This window comes from Collimonas sp. GW821-FHT02H07, assembly GCF_059421505.1.
Genome location: NZ_JBWKVC010000008.1, coordinates 53,269 through 72,160, shown reverse-complemented (window position 1 = coordinate 72,160; position 18,892 = coordinate 53,269). Strand labels below are relative to the sequence as shown.

16 protein-coding genes are annotated in these 18,892 nt (G+C 61.5%); all 16 read right to left on the bottom strand.

Annotated elements, in window-relative coordinates; translation table 11 throughout:
- Positions 1-109 precede the first annotated feature (109 nt).
- Positions 110-1,342, bottom strand: a complete 1,233-nt coding sequence (gene ftsA, locus AC07V8_RS14015; RefSeq protein ID WP_211445145.1) for a cell division protein FtsA — start codon at positions 1,340-1,342, stop codon at positions 110-112.
- Positions 1,343-1,352: 10 nt separating this feature from the next.
- Positions 1,353-2,120, bottom strand: coding sequence for a cell division protein FtsQ/DivIB (locus AC07V8_RS14010; protein WP_494678749.1), 768 nt, complete (start codon positions 2,118-2,120; stop codon positions 1,353-1,355).
- A gap of 77 nt (positions 2,121-2,197) precedes the next feature.
- Complete coding sequence (locus AC07V8_RS14005) at positions 2,198-3,184, bottom strand: D-alanine--D-alanine ligase (protein WP_494678748.1); 987 nt, start codon at positions 3,182-3,184, stop codon at positions 2,198-2,200.
- Between the two features lie 14 nt (positions 3,185-3,198).
- Positions 3,199-4,605, bottom strand: coding sequence for a UDP-N-acetylmuramate--L-alanine ligase (murC, locus tag AC07V8_RS14000; protein WP_494678747.1), 1,407 nt, complete (start codon positions 4,603-4,605; stop codon positions 3,199-3,201).
- 7 nt (positions 4,606-4,612) lie between these two features.
- Positions 4,613-5,701, bottom strand: coding sequence for an undecaprenyldiphospho-muramoylpentapeptide beta-N-acetylglucosaminyltransferase (gene murG / locus AC07V8_RS13995; protein WP_494678746.1), 1,089 nt, complete (start codon positions 5,699-5,701; stop codon positions 4,613-4,615).
- Complete coding sequence (gene ftsW, locus AC07V8_RS13990) at positions 5,698-6,945, bottom strand: putative lipid II flippase FtsW (protein ID WP_494678745.1); 1,248 nt, start codon at positions 6,943-6,945, stop codon at positions 5,698-5,700. Before ftsW ends, murG begins: the two co-directional genes overlap by 4 nt.
- Complete coding sequence (murD, locus tag AC07V8_RS13985) at positions 6,942-8,483, bottom strand: UDP-N-acetylmuramoyl-L-alanine--D-glutamate ligase (protein ID WP_494678744.1); 1,542 nt, start codon at positions 8,481-8,483, stop codon at positions 6,942-6,944. Before murD ends, ftsW begins: the two co-directional genes overlap by 4 nt.
- A gap of 12 nt (positions 8,484-8,495) precedes the next feature.
- Complete coding sequence (mraY, locus tag AC07V8_RS13980; RefSeq protein WP_038493304.1) at positions 8,496-9,665, bottom strand: phospho-N-acetylmuramoyl-pentapeptide-transferase; 1,170 nt, start codon at positions 9,663-9,665, stop codon at positions 8,496-8,498.
- Position 9,666: 1 nt separating this feature from the next.
- Entirely contained in the window at positions 9,667-11,067 is a 1,401-nt protein-coding gene (locus AC07V8_RS13975) for a UDP-N-acetylmuramoyl-tripeptide--D-alanyl-D-alanine ligase (RefSeq protein WP_494678743.1), read from the bottom strand.
- Positions 11,064-12,599, bottom strand: a complete 1,536-nt coding sequence (locus AC07V8_RS13970; RefSeq protein ID WP_494678742.1) for a UDP-N-acetylmuramoyl-L-alanyl-D-glutamate--2,6-diaminopimelate ligase — start codon at positions 12,597-12,599, stop codon at positions 11,064-11,066. Before AC07V8_RS13970 ends, AC07V8_RS13975 begins: the two co-directional genes overlap by 4 nt.
- A complete protein-coding gene (locus tag AC07V8_RS13965; RefSeq protein ID WP_494678741.1) occupies positions 12,596-14,377 on the bottom strand; it encodes a peptidoglycan D,D-transpeptidase FtsI family protein in 1,782 nt (593 codons plus the stop codon). The genes AC07V8_RS13970 and AC07V8_RS13965 overlap by 4 nt, the downstream gene beginning before the upstream one ends.
- Entirely contained in the window at positions 14,374-14,646 is a 273-nt protein-coding gene (ftsL, locus tag AC07V8_RS13960) for a cell division protein FtsL (protein WP_211445155.1), read from the bottom strand. Before ftsL ends, AC07V8_RS13965 begins: the two co-directional genes overlap by 4 nt.
- The gene (gene rsmH / locus AC07V8_RS13955) at positions 14,643-15,608 is read right to left on the bottom strand and encodes a 16S rRNA (cytosine(1402)-N(4))-methyltransferase RsmH (RefSeq protein ID WP_494678740.1); all 966 of its coding nucleotides are present in this window, start codon (positions 15,606-15,608) and stop codon (positions 14,643-14,645) included. Before rsmH ends, ftsL begins: the two co-directional genes overlap by 4 nt.
- Before the next feature lie 10 nt (positions 15,609-15,618).
- Complete coding sequence (mraZ, locus tag AC07V8_RS13950; protein ID WP_211445157.1) at positions 15,619-16,047, bottom strand: division/cell wall cluster transcriptional repressor MraZ; 429 nt, start codon at positions 16,045-16,047, stop codon at positions 15,619-15,621.
- Between the two features lie 472 nt (positions 16,048-16,519).
- Positions 16,520-17,062, bottom strand: coding sequence for a crossover junction endodeoxyribonuclease RuvC (gene ruvC / locus AC07V8_RS13945; protein ID WP_061944505.1), 543 nt, complete (start codon positions 17,060-17,062; stop codon positions 16,520-16,522).
- Positions 17,063-17,122: 60 nt separating this feature from the next.
- Entirely contained in the window at positions 17,123-18,688 is a 1,566-nt protein-coding gene (purH, locus tag AC07V8_RS13940; protein ID WP_494678739.1) for a bifunctional phosphoribosylaminoimidazolecarboxamide formyltransferase/IMP cyclohydrolase, read from the bottom strand.
- Positions 18,689-18,892 lie beyond the last annotated feature (204 nt).

Genomic DNA, 18,892 nt, shown 5'->3' with positions numbered 1-18,892 from the left:
GTTGCACAAACAACATTAAAATTAAACTTCACGGTGATCTGCGAGTACAAAGTGCTTCGCCATCCACTTGCCCGGGCGACTCTTAAACTCTGTCCCGCAGAAATAAAAACTAAAAATTACCCAGAAACCATTCCTTCATCCGCTGCCAGATCGCCTTCGCCGATCCTTCCTGGCGCGTCACGATATAACCGCGCAGGTATTGCTTCTTCGCTTCCAGCAGCAGTCCCAGCACCGTCGAATAGCGCGGGCTGCGCACCACGTCGGCCAGCTGGCCGCGGTATTCCGGCGTACCCAGGCGCGCCGGCTTGAGGAAGATATCTTCCGCCAGTTCGATCATGCCTGGCATCATGGCCGAACCGCCGGTCAGCACCACGCCGCTCGACAGCACTTCTTCGTAACCCGACTCGCGCACCACCTGATGCACCAGCGCGAACAATTCCTCCACCCGCGGCTCGATCACCGCCGCCAATGCCTGGCGCGACAAGGTGCGCGGATTGCGGTCGCCCAGGCCCGGCACCTCCAGCGTTTCGCCCGGATCGGCCAGGATCTGCTTGGCGACGCCGTAGCGCAGCTTGATCTCTTCGGCTTCATTGGTGGGCGTGCGCAGCGCCATCGCAATGTCGTTGGTGATCTGGTCGCCGGCAATCGGGATCACCGCGGTATGGCGGATCGCCCCTTCGGTGAACACCGCGACGTCGGTGGTGCCGCCGCCGATATCCACCAGCACCACGCCCAGCTCCTTCTCGTCCGGCGTCAGCACCGCATCGGCCGAAGCCATCGGCTGCAGGATCAGGTCAGACACTTCCAGTCCGCAACGGCGGATGCACTTGACGATGTTCTGCACCGCGGACACGGCGCCGGTGACGATGTGCACCTTGACCTCAAGTCGGATACCGCTCATGCCGATTGGTTCGCGCACATCTTCCTGGCTATCGACAATAAATTCCTGCGGTACGGTATGCAGCAGTTGCTGATCGGTCGGAATATTGACCGCCTTGGCCGTTTCAATAACGCGCGAGACGTCCGCTGCGCTGACTTCCTTGTCCTTGATCGCCACCATGCCGCTGGAATTGAAGCTGCGAATATGGCTGCCGGCGATCCCGGTATAGACATTGCGGATCTTGCAATCGGCCATCAGCTCGGCCTCTTCCAGCGCGCGCTGAATCGATTCCACGGTGGCTTCGATGTTCACCACCACGCCTTTTTTCAAACCCTTGGATTCAGCCTGGCCCAGGCCGATCACTTCATGGCGCCCATCCGACAATACCTCGGCTACCACCGCCACCACTTTCGAGGTGCCGATGTCGAGACCGACGATCAAGTTTTTTGCGTCTTTTGTCATAATGTTTCGCTTATTTTTTCTTGCTTCCCAATCCGCCCGTCATGCCGCTAGCCTTCAGCGCCAAGCCATTCGGATACCGCATATCTACACTCTCGATCCGGTTCTGCAAACGCGACAGCAACTGCGGATAAATCTGCACCAGCCGCGCCACCCGGTCTTTCAGCGTGGTCTTGTTCTGTTCCCGTCCCAGCTCCACCGTCATGCCGTTGTCCAGCTTGACCGTCCATGCGTAGCGGCTCGATAAAGCCACGTCCACCGGGTTCAGCTTGAGCGGCGCAAACCACTGGCGGAAATCCGCCAGGCGCGCCACTACATCCTTCTCGCTGCCGGCAGGGCCGGACAGGCGCAGTAATTCGCCGTCTTCTTCCGCCTCGGCCAGGTTGGCGGTAAACAAGTCGCCACGCACCGACATCAAGCGGCCGTCGTCATCCCAGGTCGCCAGCGGCTCATGCTCCTCAACCGTCACGATCAGCGTGTTCGGCCATTCGCGCTGCACCGTCGCCTTGCGCACCCACGGCACCGATTCGAATGCCGTGCGCACCGTATCCAGGTTCGCCGTAAAGAAATTACCCTTGATGCGCGGCAGCGCGGCAGCGCGCACGATCAGCGGATTGACCCGCCGCAGCTCGCTCTGGCCGACGCCTTCAATGCGGATGGTCTTCAGCGTAAACATCGGACGCTGCGCCAGCCACCAGATGCCGGACGCCAGCAATGCGAGCGCTGCCAGTCCTAGCAAGGTGCCGGAGATCGCGTTCAACATTTTGACGTCTTGCCACATGGTTATCGACTTTATCGCTTGGATCGTTAGGTAAATCTTTAATTAATTTCTTTCAATCTTCTTTCTCTGCTTGCCGCTCATACCGGCTTCCAGTCCGCGGTTGGCGCCAGGTCGAGCGCCGCCGAGGCCAGGATTTCAACACACAAATCTTCATAGCTGACGCCGTCCGCCTTGGCTGCCATCGGCACCAGCGAATGGCCGGTCATCCCTGGCGATGTATTGATCTCCAGCAGGAACGGCTCGTTATCCGCATCGCGCAGCATGAAATCGACGCGCGCCCAGCCTTCGCAGCCGATCGCCCTGAACGCCTGCACCGCCAGCGCCTGAATGCGCTGGGTCAGCGCGGCATCCAGCGGAGCCGGACATAAATACTTGGTGTCGTCGGTAAAATACTTGTGCTGATAGTCGTAATTGCCTTCAGGCGCGCGGATCTCGACGATAGGCAGAGGGCGCGCTGTGCGGCCGGCGCCCAGCACCGGCACCGTCAGCTCGCGGCCGCGGATGAATTCTTCCGCCAGCACCACCTCATCGTACTTGGCGCACAAGGCAAAACCCTCGCTCATGTCGGAATAGCCGGCGACCTTGGCGATACCGATGGTCGACCCTTCATGCGGCGCCTTCAGCATCAGCGGCAAGCCCAGCACATCCGGCACCTGGCGCAACTCTTCGCGGGTCGCGCTGTGCGCATCGAGCACCAGGAAGCGCGGTGTCGGCAAGCCCGCGCTTTGCCAGACACGCTTGGTCATCACCTTGTCCATCGCAATCGCCGATGCCATCACGCCCGGGCCGGTATACGGAATGCCCAACTGTTCCAGCGCACCTTGCAGCGTGCCGTCTTCGCCGTAGCGGCCATGCAAGGCGATGAACACGCGGTCGAATTTTTCCGCCGCCAGTTCCGCCAGGCTGCGCTCGGCCGGATCGAATAGATGGGCGTCGACGCCGCGGCTTTTCAGTGCCTTCAGCACGCCGTTGCCGGACATGATGGACACTTCGCGCTCGGCCGAACGGCCGCCGAACAGCACGCCGACTTTTCCGAATTGATGACCTGTCTTTTTTTTGCTCATCGCATCACTCATATTCATTGCTCTACCAATTGCGCCAGCTTGCCCGGCACGCCGCTAATCGAACCGGCTCCCATGGTCATCACGACGTCGCCGTCGCGGACGATATTCAAGATCGATGCCGGCATGTCGTTGATATCTTCCACAAACACCAGCTCGCCCATGCCAGCCACCCGCAAGGCATGCGCCAGCGCGCGGCCGTCGGCAGCGACAATCGGCGCTTCGCCGGCGGCATACACTTCCGCCAGCACCAGCACGTCGACGGTCGACAATACTTTGACAAAATCCTCAAACAGGTCACGGGTGCGGGTATAGCGATGCGGCTGGAATACCAGCACCAGCCGCCGTCCCGGATAGGCGCCGCGCGCCGCCTGGATGGTGGCCGCGGTTTCCACCGGGTGATGGCCGTAGTCGTCGACCAGCGCAAATTCGCCCTTGGACTTGCCGGCGGCATCCTGCAGCTTGATTTCGCCGTAGCGTGTAAAGCGCCGGCCAACGCCGTTAAACTCGGTCAACGCCTGCTGGATCGCGCTATCGGCGACACCCAGCTCACGCGCAATCGCAATCGCCGCGCAGGCGTTCTGCACATTGTGCATGCCAGGCTGGTTCAGGCTGATCGGCATCGCCGCATAGCCTTTCTGGATCACGGTGAACTGCATGTGGCCGCCGACCGCCTTGGCGTCGATCGCGCGCACGTCGGCTTCTTCGTGGAAGCCGTAGGTGGTGATCAGCTTGGAAATCTGCGGCATGATTTCACGCACATTGGCGTCATCCATGCACAGCACGGCGACGCCGTAGAACGGCAGCCGCTGGGTAAACTCGACGAAGGCCTGTTTCAGCTTGCCGAAATCGTGATCATAGGTATCCATATGATCGGCATCGATATTGGTGATCACCTCGATCACCGGCGACAGATTCAGGAACGAGGCATCCGATTCATCGGCTTCGGCCACGATAAAGTCGCCGGAACCGAGCTTGGCGTTGGCGCCGGCGCTGGTGAGACGGCCGCCGATCACAAAGGTCGGATCCAGTCCGCCCTGCGCCAGCACGCTTGCCACCAGGCTGGTGGTGGTGGTCTTGCCGTGGGTGCCGGCGATGGCGATGCCGCGCTTGAGGCGCATCAGTTCCGCCAGCATGACCGCACGCGGCACGATGGGGATATGCCTTTCGCGGGCCGCGACGACTTCCGGATTATCGGCCTGCACTGCGGTCGATGTGACGATGGCGTGGGCCTGGTCGATATGCTTGGCGGCGTGGCCGCGGCTGACCTTGGCGCCCAGTCCGGCCAGGCGGCGCGTCGCCGCATTGTCGCCGAGATCGGAGCCGGAAATGGTATAGCCGAGATTCAGCAGCACCTCGGCAATGCCGCTCATGCCGCTGCCGCCGATGCCTACGAAATGGATATTTTTAACTTTATGTTTCATGATGTACTCACTGCGGACCTGCCAATTCTTCCAAAACCCGCGCGATTGCTTCATTCGCATCGCGCCGGCCGTTTTCATATGCTGCCTGCGCCATCGTCTGGCAGTCCTGACGCGAGATCCGTGTCAACAACGCGGCCAGGCGCTCTTTGCTTAAATCCGTTTGCGGCAAATGAATCGCCGCTTTCTGCGTCGCCATCCAGCGCGCATTGTCGCGCTGGTGCGAAGTGGTCGAAGCCACCAGCGGCACCAGCACGCTGGCGACGCCGGCCGCGGTCAATTCCGACACCGTGATCGCCCCGGCGCGGCAAATCACCAGGTCGGCATCAGCGTAGCGGCGCGGCATGTCATCGATGAACGCCACCACTTCCGCCGTCACGCCCGCCGCCGCATAAGCGCCGCGCAAGGCTTCGATATGCTGCTTGCCCGACTGATGCGTGACGCTGGGCCGCTGCTCGGCGGGGATCAATGCCAGCGCCGCCGGCAAGCAATCATTCAATGCCTTGGCGCCAAGACTGCCGCCCACTACCAGCAGACGCAAGGGACCTATGCGCCCGCTGTAGCGCTGCTCCGGCAAAGACAGCGCCAGGATTTCCTTGCGCACCGGATTGCCGGTGACCAGCGCCTTGCTGGCCGCCTTGCCAAAATCGGCAGGGAAACCGAACAGCACGCGCTGCGCCAATGGCGTCAGGGTTTTGTTCGACAGCAGCAAGGCCGCGTCGGCATTCACCAGCACCAGCGGCACGCCGCGCAAACGCGCCATGGCGCCGCCCGGCACCGTCACATAGCCGCCCATGCCCAGCACGACATCGGCCTGGCGTCGGCCCAGGATGCCGAAGCAAGCCGGAAAACTCAGCAACATCCGCCAGGCGCCGCGCACGGTATGCGCCAATCCTTTGCCGCGCAAACCCGCAAACACAATCTTGTCCATCTCGATGCCATGCTGCGGCACCAGGTCGGATTCCATGCCATGCGTGGTGCCCAGCCAGCTGACCTGCCAGCCGCGCGCGCGCATGGTCTCGGCAATCGCCAGGCCCGGAAATATATGGCCGCCGGTGCCCGCAGCCATGATGACGAGACGTTTTTGTTGCATGTTCATGCCCGGCCTCCGCGCATCAGAACCCGGTTTTCATAATCGATGCGCAGCAGGATCGCCAGGCCGATGCAATTGATCAGCACGCCGGAACCGCCGTAGCTCATCAGCGGCAAGGTCAAGCCCTTGGTCGGCAGCAGACCCAGGTTGACGCCCATGTTGATGAAGGTCTGCACGCCGATCCAGATGCCGATGCCCTTGGCTGTCAGGCCGGCGAAAGTCTGTTCCATCGCGATGGCTTGGCGGCCGATTTCAAACGAGCGTTTGATAATCCAGTAAAACAGCATCACCACCACCAGCACGCCGGCAAACCCCAGCTCTTCGCCGATCACCGCCAGCAGGAAGTCGGTATGCGCTTCCGGCAAATAGTGCAGTTTTTCGACGCTGGCGCCGAGACCGACGCCAAACAGCTCGCCGCGGCCGAAGGCGATCAGTGAGTGCGACAGCTGGTAAGCCTTGCCCAGGGCATTTTCTTCGGCCCATGGATTCAGGTAGGCGAAAATCCGCTCGCGACGCCATGGCGACAGCCAGATCACCAGCGTAAACATGCCTGCCAGCATGGCGCCGATGCCGCCAAACCAGATGCCGTTGATCCCGCCCAGGAACAGGATCCCCATGGCGATGCAGACGATCACGCCGAGCGCGCCGAGATCCGGCTCCAGCATCAGCAACAGGCCGACCAGGCCGACCGCCGCCGTCATCGGTAGGAATCCCTTGGTCAGCTTGTGCATCACCTCCTGCTTGCGCACCGTGTAGTTGGCGGCGTACAGCACGATGAACAGCTTCATCAGTTCCGAAGGCTGCAAATTGAAGACGCGGAACGACAGCCAGCGCTTGGCGCCGTTGACGCCGCGCCCCAGGCCCGGCACCAGCACCATCGCCAGCAGGATCAGCGTGACCACGAACAGATACGGCGCCCAGCGCTGCCAGGTGGCAATCGGGATGCGGAAGGTCACCAGGCCGGCCACCAGCGAGACGCAGATGAAGATCGCTTGCCGCACCAGGAAATGGGCATTCGTGTAGTTCGAATACTTGGGCGAATCCGGCAAGGCGATCGAGGCCGAATACACCATCACCAAGCCGAACAGCATCAGGATGATCACCACCCACACCAGCGGCTGGTCGTATTCCATCATTTTCGAACGCTGGACGCCAGGCTTCTGGCTGTCGATCGCGCGCGGCCGCGGCGCAGCATTGCTCACTGAGCTATCCGCAGGCTTGCCTGAAAATGACGGAAAGGCGAATTTCATAGTCCGACCTCGCCGCGCGACAAGGCCAGTTCGCGCACGGCATCGACGAACACTTGCGCCCGGTGCGCATAGTTGCGGAACATGTCGAAACTGGCGCAGGCTGGCGACAGCAGCACGGCGTCGCCAGGATGGGCCAGCTCTGCTGCGCGGGTCACGGCTTCTTCCAGCGTCGCGCAGTCGATGATTTCCAGTGCGCCAGCCGTGCTTTCCACCGCAGCGCGAATTGCCGGCGCGTCGCGGCCGATCAGCAGCAGCGCCCGGCCGTAAGCCGCCAGCGGCCCCGCCAGCGGTGCAAAATCTTGTCCTTTGCCGTCGCCGCCGGCGATCAGCAGCAAACGGCTAGGATTGGCGCCCGCGCCATCGCCGTCGCAACCGCGCCCCAGGCCGTTCAGCGCGGCGACCGTGGCGCCGACGTTGGTGCCCTTGCTGTCGTCGTAGTATTCGACTCCGCCTATGGTGGTCACCAGCTCGACCCGATGCGGTTCGCCATGGTATTCGCGCAAGCCGTGCAGCAAGGGTGCGAACGGCAGGTCGATCGCGCGGCACAGGGCCAGCGCCGCGAGCGCATTGGCGGCATTATGGCGGCCGCGGATGCGCAAGGCGTCGGCCGGCATCAGGCGCTTGACCGTCACCGGCAGCAAGGCCAGCTGTTCTTTTTTGTTACGCCGCTTCTCGACACGTTCGTCTTCATCGCCGGGCACCGCGACCGACAGCCATTGCATGCCATTGTCGCTGACCAGTCCAAAGCAATCGCCTTCATGCGGTTCATCGAAACCGAAACTGATGCTGTTGCCGCTGGCGAACTGCATCGTCAAAGGATCGTCGCGATTCAGCACACGCACGGTATTGGCGCCGAAGATGCGCGCCTTGTCGGCGACATACGACGCCATGTCGCCGTGCCAGTCCAGGTGATCCTGGGTGATGTTCAGAATGGTCGCGGCATCTGCATGCAGGCCGCAGGTAGCGTGCAGCTGGAAGCTGGACAGTTCCAGCACCCAGACCTGGGGCAAGGCGTCGCGCTCCAGCGCGCTGCGCAAGACATCCAGCGCAGCCGGGCTGATATTGCCGGCAACCTGCACTGTCAGGCCGGCGCGTTCGCACAGCAAGCCGGTCAGGCTGGTGACGGTAGTCTTGCCGTTGGTGCCGGTGATGGCAATCACTTTAGGCGCATAGCCCTGGCTCTCGCGCAATGCCGCCAGGGCTTGCGCGAATACTTCGATCTCGCCCCATACCGGGATGTCGCGGTCGGTGGCGGCGGACAGGATGTCTTTCAGCTCGCGTGTCGGCGCCAGGCCCGGGCTGGTGACCGCAAAATCGATGCCGTCCAGCAGGCTGGCGGCAAAACCCGCTTCAGCATTCTCATCGGGACCGCAAAATTCGACGTCCGGAATGGCCTGCTGCAGCAACGGCAGCCTTTCGGGCGCACTGCGGGTATCGGCCACGCGCACGGTCGCACCGCAATGTGCCAGCCACAAAGCGGATGCCAGGCCCGATTCTCCAAGCCCTAATACCAGAACATGTTTACCCGTATAGTTCATTTGTACTGCCCACTACCTTAACTTCAGAGTTGAAAGTCCAAACAACACCAGCATCATCGAGATGATCCAGAAGCGCACCACAACCTGCGTTTCCTTCCAGCCTTTTTGTTCATAGTGATGGTGCAACGGCGCCATCAGCAGCACCCGGCGCCCGACGCCGAAGCGCTTCTTGGTGTACTTGAAATAGATTACCTGCAACATCACCGACAAAGTTTCAACCACGAAAATACCGCCCATAATGAACAGCACGATTTCCTGGCGCACGATGACAGCCACCGTGCCAAGGGCGCCGCCCAGGGCCAGCGCGCCGACGTCGCCCATGAACACCTGCGCCGGATAGGCGTTGTACCAAAGGAAGGCGAGTCCGGCGCCGGCCATGGCGCCGCAGAAGATCAGCAATTCGCCGGCGCCCGGGATATGCGGGATCAGCAGGTATTTGGCGAAAGTGACGTTGCCGGTCAAATAAGCAAACAGTCCCAGCGCCGCGCCGACCATCACGGTCGGCATGATCGCCAGGCCGTCAAGGCCATCGGTCAGGTTGACGGCGTTGCTGGTGCCGACGATGACGAAATAGGTCAAGGCCATGAAACCCCACACGCCCAGCGGATAGCTGACGGTCTTGAAGAACGGCACGATCAGGTCGGCCTTGGGCGGCAGATCCAGGCTGAAGCCAGACTCGACCCAGGCCACGAACAAATCCCAGACCTGGGTATTGTTCGGCGCCGACACCGAGAACGCCAGGTAGATCGCGGCGACCACGCCGATCACCGATTGCCAGAAATATTTTTCGCGCGAACGCATGCCGTTCGGATCCTTGTAGACCACCTTGCGATAGTCGTCGACCCAACCGATGGTGCCGAAGCCCAGCGTCACGATCAGCACGATCCAGACGAAACGGTTGCCGAGATCGCTCCACAGCAAGGTCGAAATACCGATCGCGATCAGGATCAGGACGCCGCCCATGGTCGGCGTACCGGATTTGATCAGGTGCGTTTGCGGGCCGTCGGTACGCACCGCCTGGCCGACCTTGAGGCGCGCCAGCATGCGGATCACGCCCGGTCCCGCGATCAGGCCGATCATCAGCGCCGTCAGGGTCGCGAACACCGCGCGGAACGTGATGAAGTTGAAGACGCGCAGGAAACTGAAATCCTGCTGAAAATTTTGTGCCAGCCATAGCAGCATGTTAGTGAGTCCCCTCGGATGTTGTGCCAACCAGGTGCTGGACGGCGCGCTCCATTTTCATGAAGCGCGAGCCTTTGACCAGCACGGTCGTATTCGGTGTCATGGTGGCATCGAGCGCGGCTAGCAACGCTGCGATGTCGGTAAAGTGCCGGGCCTGGGGGCCGAAAGCGATGCTCGCCTCTGCCGCCATCTCGCCCAGCGTGAACAGCTGCGTAATGCCGCGTTGTTGCGCATAAGCGCCGATTTCATGGTGAAACTGGCGGCCGTCGTTGCCGACTTCCCCCATCTCGCCCAGCACCAGCAGACGCGGTGCGGCAGCCTGCGCCAGGACGTCGATCGCGGCTCGCACCGAATCCGGATTGGCGTTGTAGGTATCGTCGATCACCAGCGCGCCGGCGCAGCTTGCGCGGGTTGCCAGCTTGCGCTGCAGGCGGCCGCTGACCGGCGCGAACGATTCCAGACCGCGTTTGATGGCAGCGGTGTCGACGCCGATCGCCAGCGTGCAGGCAATGGCGGCCAGCGCATTGCGTACATTGTGCTCGCCGGCAGCCGCCAGTTGCACCAGGAACGAAGGCTGGCCGGGAACGCTCACCGTCAGGTCGCTGCCGAAACCGTCGGCGCCATTGCTGTAGCTGCAATGGACGTCCGCCGCCGGCGTCAGGCCGAAAGTGAGGCTGCCGCCTTTGTCTGCGCAGTAGCTGCGCCACAGTTCTGTATACGGATCATCCGCCGGAAACACCGCGATGCCATTGGCCGCCAGGCCGCGGATCACGCTGCCGTTTTCCTCGGCAACCGCTTCGACGCTGGCCATGAATTCCTGATGTTCGCGCTGGGCATTGTTGACCAGAGCGACAGTCGGTTCGGCAAGCGCCGTCAGCACGGCGATTTCGCCGGGATGGTTCATGCCCAGCTCAATCACGGCGGCCTGATGCTCCGCTTGCAACCGCAACAAGGTCAGCGGCACGCCGATCTCGTTATTGAAATTGCCGCGCGTCGCCAGCGACTTGTCGACGCCAAAGGCCGCGACCAGGATCGCGGCGATCATTTCCTTGACGGTGGTCTTGCCGTTGCTGCCGGTGACGGCGATCAGCGGCAGCCTGAATTGCTGGCGCCAGCGCTGCCCTATCGTGCCCAAGGCCAGCCGGGTATCGGCCACCACCAGCGCCGGCACTGTCAGGCCGGCGGGAGCTTGCTCGACCACTACCGCGGCGGCGCCCTGGGCGATGACCTGATCGAGGAAATCGTGAGCGTCAAACCGCTCGCCACGCAAGGCGACGAACACGGAACCGGGGGTCACCGCGCGGCTGTCGGTGAACAAGCCGCTGATCACAGCCTGGCCGGCGGCGCCTGCGCTGGCAGGCAGGCCCAGCCATGACTGCAGTTGCGCCAATGTGGTATTCATAGGCTGCCGCCCTTCATCGTCGCCCGCGCAGCGAGCGCCAGGGCAGTATGGTCGGCGTCTAAAAACGGCAATTTCTTTCCTTTGATTTCCTGATATGTTTCATGTCCTTTTCCTGCCAGCAGCACGACGTCGGCCTTGGCCGCATGGCGTACCGCCCACAGGATCGCCGCAGCGCGGTCTTCCAGCGCCTGCGCTTTCTGCGGCGCCTTCATTCCGGCCAGAATCTGGCTGATGATGGCGGCCGGCTCTTCGCCGCGCGGATTGTCGCTGGTGACGATGACGTGATCCGCCAGTTCCGCCACCGCGCCCATCTGCGGCCGCTTGCCGGGATCGCGATCGCCGCCGCAACCGAATACGCACCACAATTCGCCATTGCGTTGCTGCGCAACCTGGCGCAGCGTACTCAAGGTCTTTTCCAGCGCATCCGGCGTGTGGGCATAATCGATCACGATCAACGGCGCATCCTGGCCGCCGAATTGCTGCATTCGACCCGGCACGGCGACCAACAGTTCAATCGCATCGAGCGCCGCCTTCCATTCAATGCCATGGGCCAGCAGCACGCCCAGGATACCCAGTGCATTGCTGACATTGAACTGGCCCACCAGCTGCGTCTTCAACTGCCCGGAACCGAATGGCGATTCGACGTGGAAAACGGTGCCGCTGGCGCTGGTGCGAATCGCCGAGGCGCGCAGGACGGCAACGTCCGCCGACGCATCCAGCTCGGCACAGGTATAGCCGATCACAGGAATGCCCCGCTTCTTTTTCTGCAGATGGCTGACCAGGCGCAAGCCCATGTCGTCATCCAGATTGATCACGGCCTTCTGCAAACCCGGCCAGTCGAACAATATGCGCTTGGCGGCTTCATAGTGCTGCTCGTCGCCGTGGTAATCCAGGTGGTCGCGGGTGAAATTGGTGAACAGGGCGATGTCGACATGCATGCCGTTCAGGCGCCCTTGCTCCAGGCCGATCGAAGATGCCTCGATCGCCAGCGCCTTGACGCCTTGCTTGCGCATGGCGCTCAAGGTCTGCTGCAACAACAGCGCGTCCGGCGTGGTGTTGCCGGTCTCTTCAAATTCGCCGCGCTGCCCCTGCGCATAGACGCCCGTGCCGAGCGTACCGATCACGCCGGTAGCCTGCCCCAGATGCGACAGCGCGTGTCCCAGCCACTGGCTGCAGGAAGTCTTGCCATTGGTGCCGGTGACGGCCACCACCAGCATGTCCTTGTCGGCCTGCTGATAGTAGGCGGCGGCGATCTGGCTGGACAGCTGTTTCAGCCTGCTTACCGCCAGATGTGCCGCCGTCCACGCTGCGTCCCAGCTGAATTTCTCGCTCTCGTACAGTACCGCCGAAGCGCCGTTTTTCAGCGCCTGCGCGATATAGGCGCGGCCGTCCGCGGCATCGCCCGGATAGGCGAAAAACACGTCTCCCGCCTTGACCTTGCGCGAGTCCGACACCAGCTCGGCGCCGGCCGGCGCAACGCTGCCCAGCCACTGCTGGATGTCTTGCAATCGTTTCGCTATGGAAGTCGTCACAAACCCTCCTGCGGACCGTCGGTCGGGATGATGATGTCGGTAACGCTGGAATCGGGCGGCACGTTCAGCGCGCGCAAGGCGTTCGCCGCCACCGTCGCAAACACCGGCGCGGCGACGTCGCCGCCGAAGTGCGAGCCGACCGCCGGCTCATCCACCATGACGGCAATAATCAGGCGCGGATCGGAAGCCGGCGCAAAGCCGACGAAATCGGCAATGTATTTTTTGACGTACTTGCCGCCTTCGATCTTGTAAGCGGTGCCGGTCTTGCCGCCGACGCGGTAGCCCGGCACTTGCGCTTTCGGTGCGGTGCCGCCGGGCGCGGTGACTCTTTCCAGCATCGCGCGCATGGTGAGCGCGGTCTTTTCAGAGACCACGCGCTGGCCGACCGGCGGCTCGATCACCTTCTGGAACGACAGCGGGATCAGGTCGCCGTTGCGGGCAAAAATGGTATAGGCATGCGCCATCTGGATCAGCGATACGGAAATGCCGTGGCCGTAGCTCATGGTGGCCTGTTCGATCGGACGCCATGACTTGAACGGCCGCACGCGGCCGGCAACAGCGCCGGGGAAGCCGAATTTCGGCTGCTGGCCCAGGCCTACGGTGGTAAACATCTCCCACATCTCTTCGGCCGGCATTTGCAGCGCAATCTTGGCAGTGCCGATATTCGACGACTTCTGGATAATCTGCGCAACGCTCATGGTCTGCACCGGGTGCGGATGGGAATCGCCCACGGTCGCGGTGCCGATGGTCATCTTGTCCGGCACCTGAAAAGTCGTGGTGGCTTGCACCCGGTTGGTGTCCAGCGCCAGGGCGACCGTAAACGGCTTCAAGGTCGAGCCGGGCTCGAAGGTATCGGTCATCACGCGGTTGCGCAGCTGTGCGCCAGTCAGCACCGAGCGATCGTTAGGGTTATAGCTTGGCAGGTTGGCCAGCGCCAGCACTTCGCCGCTCTTGGCGTCGACCACCACGATGCCGCCCGCTTTGGCCTTGAACTTCTCGACCGCTTCCTTGAGCTGGGTGAAGGCGATGTACTGGATCTTACTGTCGATCGACAGCACCAGGTCTTTGCCGTCATGTGGCTCCTTGACCGCCTCGATATCTTCCACGATGCGGCCCAGCCGGTCCTTGATCACGCGGCGGCTGCCGGTAGCGCCCGCCAGATTTTTTTGCTGCGACAGTTCCATGCCGTCCTGGCCGGCATCTTCGACGTTGGTGAAGCCGACCACGTGCGCCGCTACCTCGCCCTCAGGATAGAAGCGCTTGTATTCCTTGCGGGTTTCTATGCCGTCGATGCCGAGCTTGACGATCTGGTCAGAGATATCCTGTTCGACCTGGCGCTTGAGGTAGACGAAATTGCGGTCGGAATCGAGCTTCTTGCTCAGCTCGGCGCTGCTCATGTCGAGCAGCTTGGCCAGGGCCTGCAATTTTTCCTTGGGCGCGTCCTTGACGTCGTCAGGAATCGCCCAGATCGCCTTGACCGGCACCGACGACGCCAGCACCTGGCCGTTGCGGTCGGTGATCTTGCCGCGCGTGGCGGGCAACTCCAGCGTACGCGCATAGCGCGAAGCGCCCTGCTTTTGCAGGAAATCGGTGGAAATGCCCTGCAGCCACAAAGCCCGCACGATCAGCGCCAGGAAGGCTGCGAACATGGCGAACAGCACCACCCGCGAGCGCCATACCGGCAGCTTGACCTTCAGCACCGGGCTGGCCGAAAACGGCACGCCCTTGCCGGCCGCGATACGGCCGGTATGCGAGCTGCGCGGGGGATTGCGCGTCATTTTTCCCCCACTGTCAGATATTGGGTGCGGGCAGCGGTCAGCGGCACCATGTTGAGGTCGCGCGTGGCGGCGGCTTCAATCCTGGCGTTCTTGCCCAGGGTCGATTGATCCAGCTGCAATTGCGCCCATTCGATATCCAGTTGGCGCGACTGGCTGGCGGCGCGCTCCAGCTCGATGAACAGCTGGCGCGCCTGATACTGGGAATTGACCAGCGCCAGCGCGCACAGCACCAGCGCCAGCGCCAGGATGAAATTGAGGCGGCCGCTCATGCCTGCGCCTCTTTCACGGCCAGGCGCTCGCCGACGCGCATGATGGCGGAACGGGCGCGTGGATTTTCAGCGACTTCCGCATCCGATGGCTTGACGCGGGAGATCAGCTTCAATTCCGGCTGCGGCAGATCCACCGCGCGGATCGGCAGGCGACGGTCGGGCTGCGGCAGCCGGGCTTTCGAGGCCAGGAACTGCTTGACGATCCGGTCTTCCAGCGAATGAAAGCTGATCACGACTAATCTCCCTTGCTGGCCCATCTGCCGAAATGCCTGGTCCAGTACTATCTCGAGTTCTTCAAGCTCTTGATTGATGAAAATCCGTATAGCCTGAAAGGTACGAGTGGCCGGGTCTTTGCCTTTCTCGCGGGTCTTGACGGCGTTTGCCACGATCTGGGCAAGCTGTCGTGTGCCAGTAATGGGCTTGATTGTCCGGCCAGCAACAATCGCCTTTGCAATCTGAACAGCAAACCGTTCTTCCCCATAATCACGTACCACCTTTCCGATTGTTTGTTCATCCGCGCTGGCCAGCCATTCTGCTGCCGATATGCCGCGCGTCGTATCCATCCGCATGTCGAGCGGGCCGTCGGCGCGGAAGCTGAACCCCCGGCTGGCGTCGTCCACCTGCGGCGATGAAATGCCCAGGTCCAGCAGCACGCCATCGACTTGTTGTATGCCTCTTTCCCGCAGGGCCTGCGCCATCGTCGCAAAACTGTCGTGCACGATCTCGAAACGCGGATCGGCGATAGTGCTGGCGGTGGCGATGGCTTGCGGGTCCTTGTCGAACGCGATCAGACGGCCGCGCTCGCCCAGGCTCTGTAAAATCTTGCGGCTGTGGCCGCCGCGGCCGAAAGTGCCGTCGACGTAGATACCGTCGGCGCGCGCGCCCTCGATCGCCAGCGCACTGACAGCCTCATCCAATAACACGGTGCGGTGCTGGAACTCGGGCACCACTGGTTCACTCATGGCGGGCCTGTCAGAACGAAAAATTACTTAACACTTCGGGCATGCCAGCCGCAACTGCTTGCGACTCGCTTTCAGCCAGCTTGGCTGCATCCCAAATCTCGAAATGGCTTCCCATGCCCAGCAGCATTACCTCGCGCGTCAGGCCGACCGCCGAACGCAGTTCCGGCGCCACCAGAATCCGTCCGGCGGAATCGAGTTCGACGTCGGAGGCATTGCCCAGGAAAATCCGTTGCCAGGCGCGCGCCGACATCGGCCAGGCGGCGATCTGCTCGCGATGGCTCTCCCACACGGGGCGCGGGAACAGCAACAGGCAGCCGTGCGGGTGCTTGGTCAGCGTCAGCCGGCCCTCGCACTGAACGGTCAGCGCGTCACGATGCTTGGATGGCACTGCCATCCGCCCTTTCGCATCGAGATTTAATGCTGACGCACCCTGAAACACCGCACACGCTCCTGTCGATTTGCTGCTGAATCCTGAGAAAGTTTTCTTTGCAAGTCAGCAAAAATGCCCCACAAAAAAACACTTTTCCACACTTTCACCCACTTTAGAGGATGCACTATTCTAGGTCAAGCCATTTAGGAGGGGGCAATTGGAAAATATTCGAGTAAAGTCAATGACTTAGCGCCAATACCTGACAATGTGCAATGAATGTATTTACATTGAATTACTAAATAAATGAAGGACTTAGCGAGAGTTGTAAATGTCAGCTCTCAGCTATACACATGTGTTTGCGGCAAATTTGCCGAAACAAAGGTTCACAATTGGACGCCGCACGGGACATCCAAAATGCCACAAATCGCAGATAAAGAAAGGAGTAGGCAGCTTGATCGCGCGGGATGAACCGTCGGGATGACTGGATATGAGGAAAGCTAGACATAACAATAGAAAACAATTGCGTACTTTTTAGCCCCGCTCAGCCAACCAGCCGGCCGCCGCGCACGCGCAAACCTTTTTTGGCAAGGCCTGGCGCCAGCGCGCTCAGATGCGCCAGGGCATCGCCACTGTGCGCATGGCAAATCGCCACCGCCAGCGCATCGGCGGCATCGGTGCCGGGCAAGCCGGGCAGTTGCAGCAAGCGCTGCACCATGTCCTGCACCTGCTGTTTTTGCGCCTTGCCATGGCCGGCGACTGCCTGTTTGATCTGCAAGGCGGTGTATTCCGCCACCGGCAAGTCCGCGCTCACTAACGCGCAGATGGCGGCGCCGCGCGCCTGCCCCAGCAGCAAGGTGGATTGTGGATTGACGTTGACGAAAACTTTTTCGATGGCCGAGCAATCCGGCGCATAGGTGCGTATCACTTCCGACACGCTCGCCAGGATCACCTTCAAGCGTTGCGGCAGATCGGCGTCCGGCGTCTTGATGGTGCCTGAGCCGATATAGCTGAGCTTGTTGCCCTGCTTGTCGATGATGCCAAAACCGGTGGTCCGCAGACCCGGGTCGATACCGAGGATTTTCATATTCTGGAGCCGGCCTTGCCGCAAGCGGCAAAGCCTTGCTCAGCTACATGGTGACGAAAATTAATGACGGAAATGGCGGGTGCCGGTCAGCAGCATGACTACGCCATGCTCGTCGGCGGCATCGATCACTTCCTGGTCGCGCATCGAACCGCCCGGCTGCACCACGCAGGTGGCGCCGGCGTCGACCACAACGTCGAGGCCGTCGCGGAACGGGAAGAAGGCGTCCGACGCCACGGCCGAACCGACCAGCGACAAGCCGGCATTCTGCGCCTTGATGGAAGCGATGCGGGCGGAGTCGACACGGCTCATCTGGCCGGCGCCGACGCCCAGGGTCATGCCATTGCCACAAAACACGATGGCATTCGACTTGACGAACTTGGCGACGCGCCAGGCAAACATCAGGTCCTGCAGCTGCTGCTGGGTCGGCTGCTTCTTGCTGACGACTTTCAGTTCGCTCAAGGCGACATTGCGGGCATCCGGCGACTGCACCAGCAAACCGCCGCCGACGCGTTTGAAGTCATGCAGATTGATCGCATGCGCCAACGGAATTTCCAGCAAGCGCACGTTCTGCTTGGCAGCAAAGATCTGCTTGGCTTGCTCGGTGAAGGATGGCGCGATGATCACTTCGACGAACTGCTTGGCGACGGCTTCGGCGGCATTGCCGTCGAGCTCCTGGTTGAAGGCGATGATGCCGCCAAACGCCGAAGTCGGATCGGTTTGCAGCGCCTTGCTGTAGGCTTCCAGCGGATTGCCGCCGATGGCGACGCCGCAGGGATTGGCGTGCTTGATGATGACGCAGGCAGTGTCGCTGAAGGTCTTGACGCACTCCCAGGCGGCATCGGCATCGGCGATGTTGTTGTAGGACAGTTCCTTGCCCTGCAACTGCTTGTAGTTGGCCAGCGCGCCTTCGACATGCCGGGTGTCGCGGTAGAACGCCGCCGACTGATGCGGGTTTTCGCCGTAGCGCATTTCCTGCACTTTTTCGAAATGCAGGTTCAAGGTCGCCGGATAGGCGCTGCGCGTGGCGTGCTGCTTGTCTTCGCCCAGCGAGGTAAAGTAATTGGTGATCGCGCCGTCGTATTGCGCGGTGTGGGCGAAGACCTTCTTGGCCAGCGCAAACTTGGTGCCGTAGCCGACTTCACCGTCATGCGCCTTCAGCTCGGCCAGCACACCGGCGTAATCGCTGGGATCGCACAGGACGATAACGTCCTTATGGTTCTTGGCCGAAGAGCGCAGCATGGCGGGGCCGCCGATGTCGATATTCTCGATCGCATCTTCCAGCGAGCACTGTTCCTTGGCGATGGTCTGCTGGAACGGATACAGGTTGACCACGACCATGTCGATCATCGGAATCTGGTGCTGCGCCAGCGCCGCCACATGCTCGGGGAAATCGCGCCGCGCCAGGATGCCGCCGTGCACTTTCGGGTGCAGGGTCTTGACGCGGCCGTCGAGCATTTCCGGGAAGCCGGTGTAGTCCGCCACTTCCGTGACCTTGATGCCGTTATCGGCCAGCAGCTTGGCAGTGCCGCCGGTCGAGAGAATATTCACGCCCAGCGCCGACAACTCTTTTGCGAAATCGAGTATCCCGGTTTTATCGGATACGGAAATGAGGGCTTGTTTGATCATAGTGAAAACTCAGGAAGGTGATGAATGACGAAAAGGCGGACTGCGGATAAGCTCAGCTGGAAAACCGCTTCAGGGCTGCCCCCGATGGCGGGAATGGCAGCATGGTGTTGCTCAAACCTGCTTGATCGGGCGTGACCGGCGCAACTGGCATCGGGCAACGCAAAACTACAAATTACAAATTACAAATTACAAATTACAAATTAC

Bases quoted from the DNA above. Each gene is read 5' to 3' on its own strand.
- ftsA (WP_211445145.1), bottom strand. From the start codon at position 1,342: ATGACAAAAGACGCAAAAAACTTGATCGTCGGTCTCGACATCGGCACC.
- AC07V8_RS14010 (WP_494678749.1), bottom strand. From the start codon at position 2,120: ATGTGGCAAGACGTCAAAATGTTGAACGCGATCTCCGGCACCTTGCTA.
- AC07V8_RS14005 (WP_494678748.1), bottom strand. From the start codon at position 3,184: ATGAGCAAAAAAAAGACAGGTCATCAATTCGGAAAAGTCGGCGTGCTG.
- murC (WP_494678747.1), bottom strand. From the start codon at position 4,605: ATGAAACATAAAGTTAAAAATATCCATTTCGTAGGCATCGGCGGCAGC.
- murG (WP_494678746.1), bottom strand. From the start codon at position 5,701: ATGAACATGCAACAAAAACGTCTCGTCATCATGGCTGCGGGCACCGGC.
- ftsW (WP_494678745.1), bottom strand. From the start codon at position 6,945: ATGAAATTCGCCTTTCCGTCATTTTCAGGCAAGCCTGCGGATAGCTCA.
- murD (WP_494678744.1), bottom strand. From the start codon at position 8,483: ATGAACTATACGGGTAAACATGTTCTGGTATTAGGGCTTGGAGAATCG.
- mraY (WP_038493304.1), bottom strand. From the start codon at position 9,665: ATGCTGCTATGGCTGGCACAAAATTTTCAGCAGGATTTCAGTTTCCTG.
- AC07V8_RS13975 (WP_494678743.1), bottom strand. From the start codon at position 11,067: ATGAATACCACATTGGCGCAACTGCAGTCATGGCTGGGCCTGCCTGCC.
- AC07V8_RS13965 (WP_494678741.1), bottom strand. From the start codon at position 14,377: ATGACGCGCAATCCCCCGCGCAGCTCGCATACCGGCCGTATCGCGGCC.
- ftsL (WP_211445155.1), bottom strand. From the start codon at position 14,646: ATGAGCGGCCGCCTCAATTTCATCCTGGCGCTGGCGCTGGTGCTGTGC.
- rsmH (WP_494678740.1), bottom strand. From the start codon at position 15,608: ATGAGTGAACCAGTGGTGCCCGAGTTCCAGCACCGCACCGTGTTATTG.
- ruvC (WP_061944505.1), bottom strand. From the start codon at position 17,062: ATGAAAATCCTCGGTATCGACCCGGGTCTGCGGACCACCGGTTTTGGC.
- purH (WP_494678739.1), bottom strand. From the start codon at position 18,688: ATGATCAAACAAGCCCTCATTTCCGTATCCGATAAAACCGGGATACTC.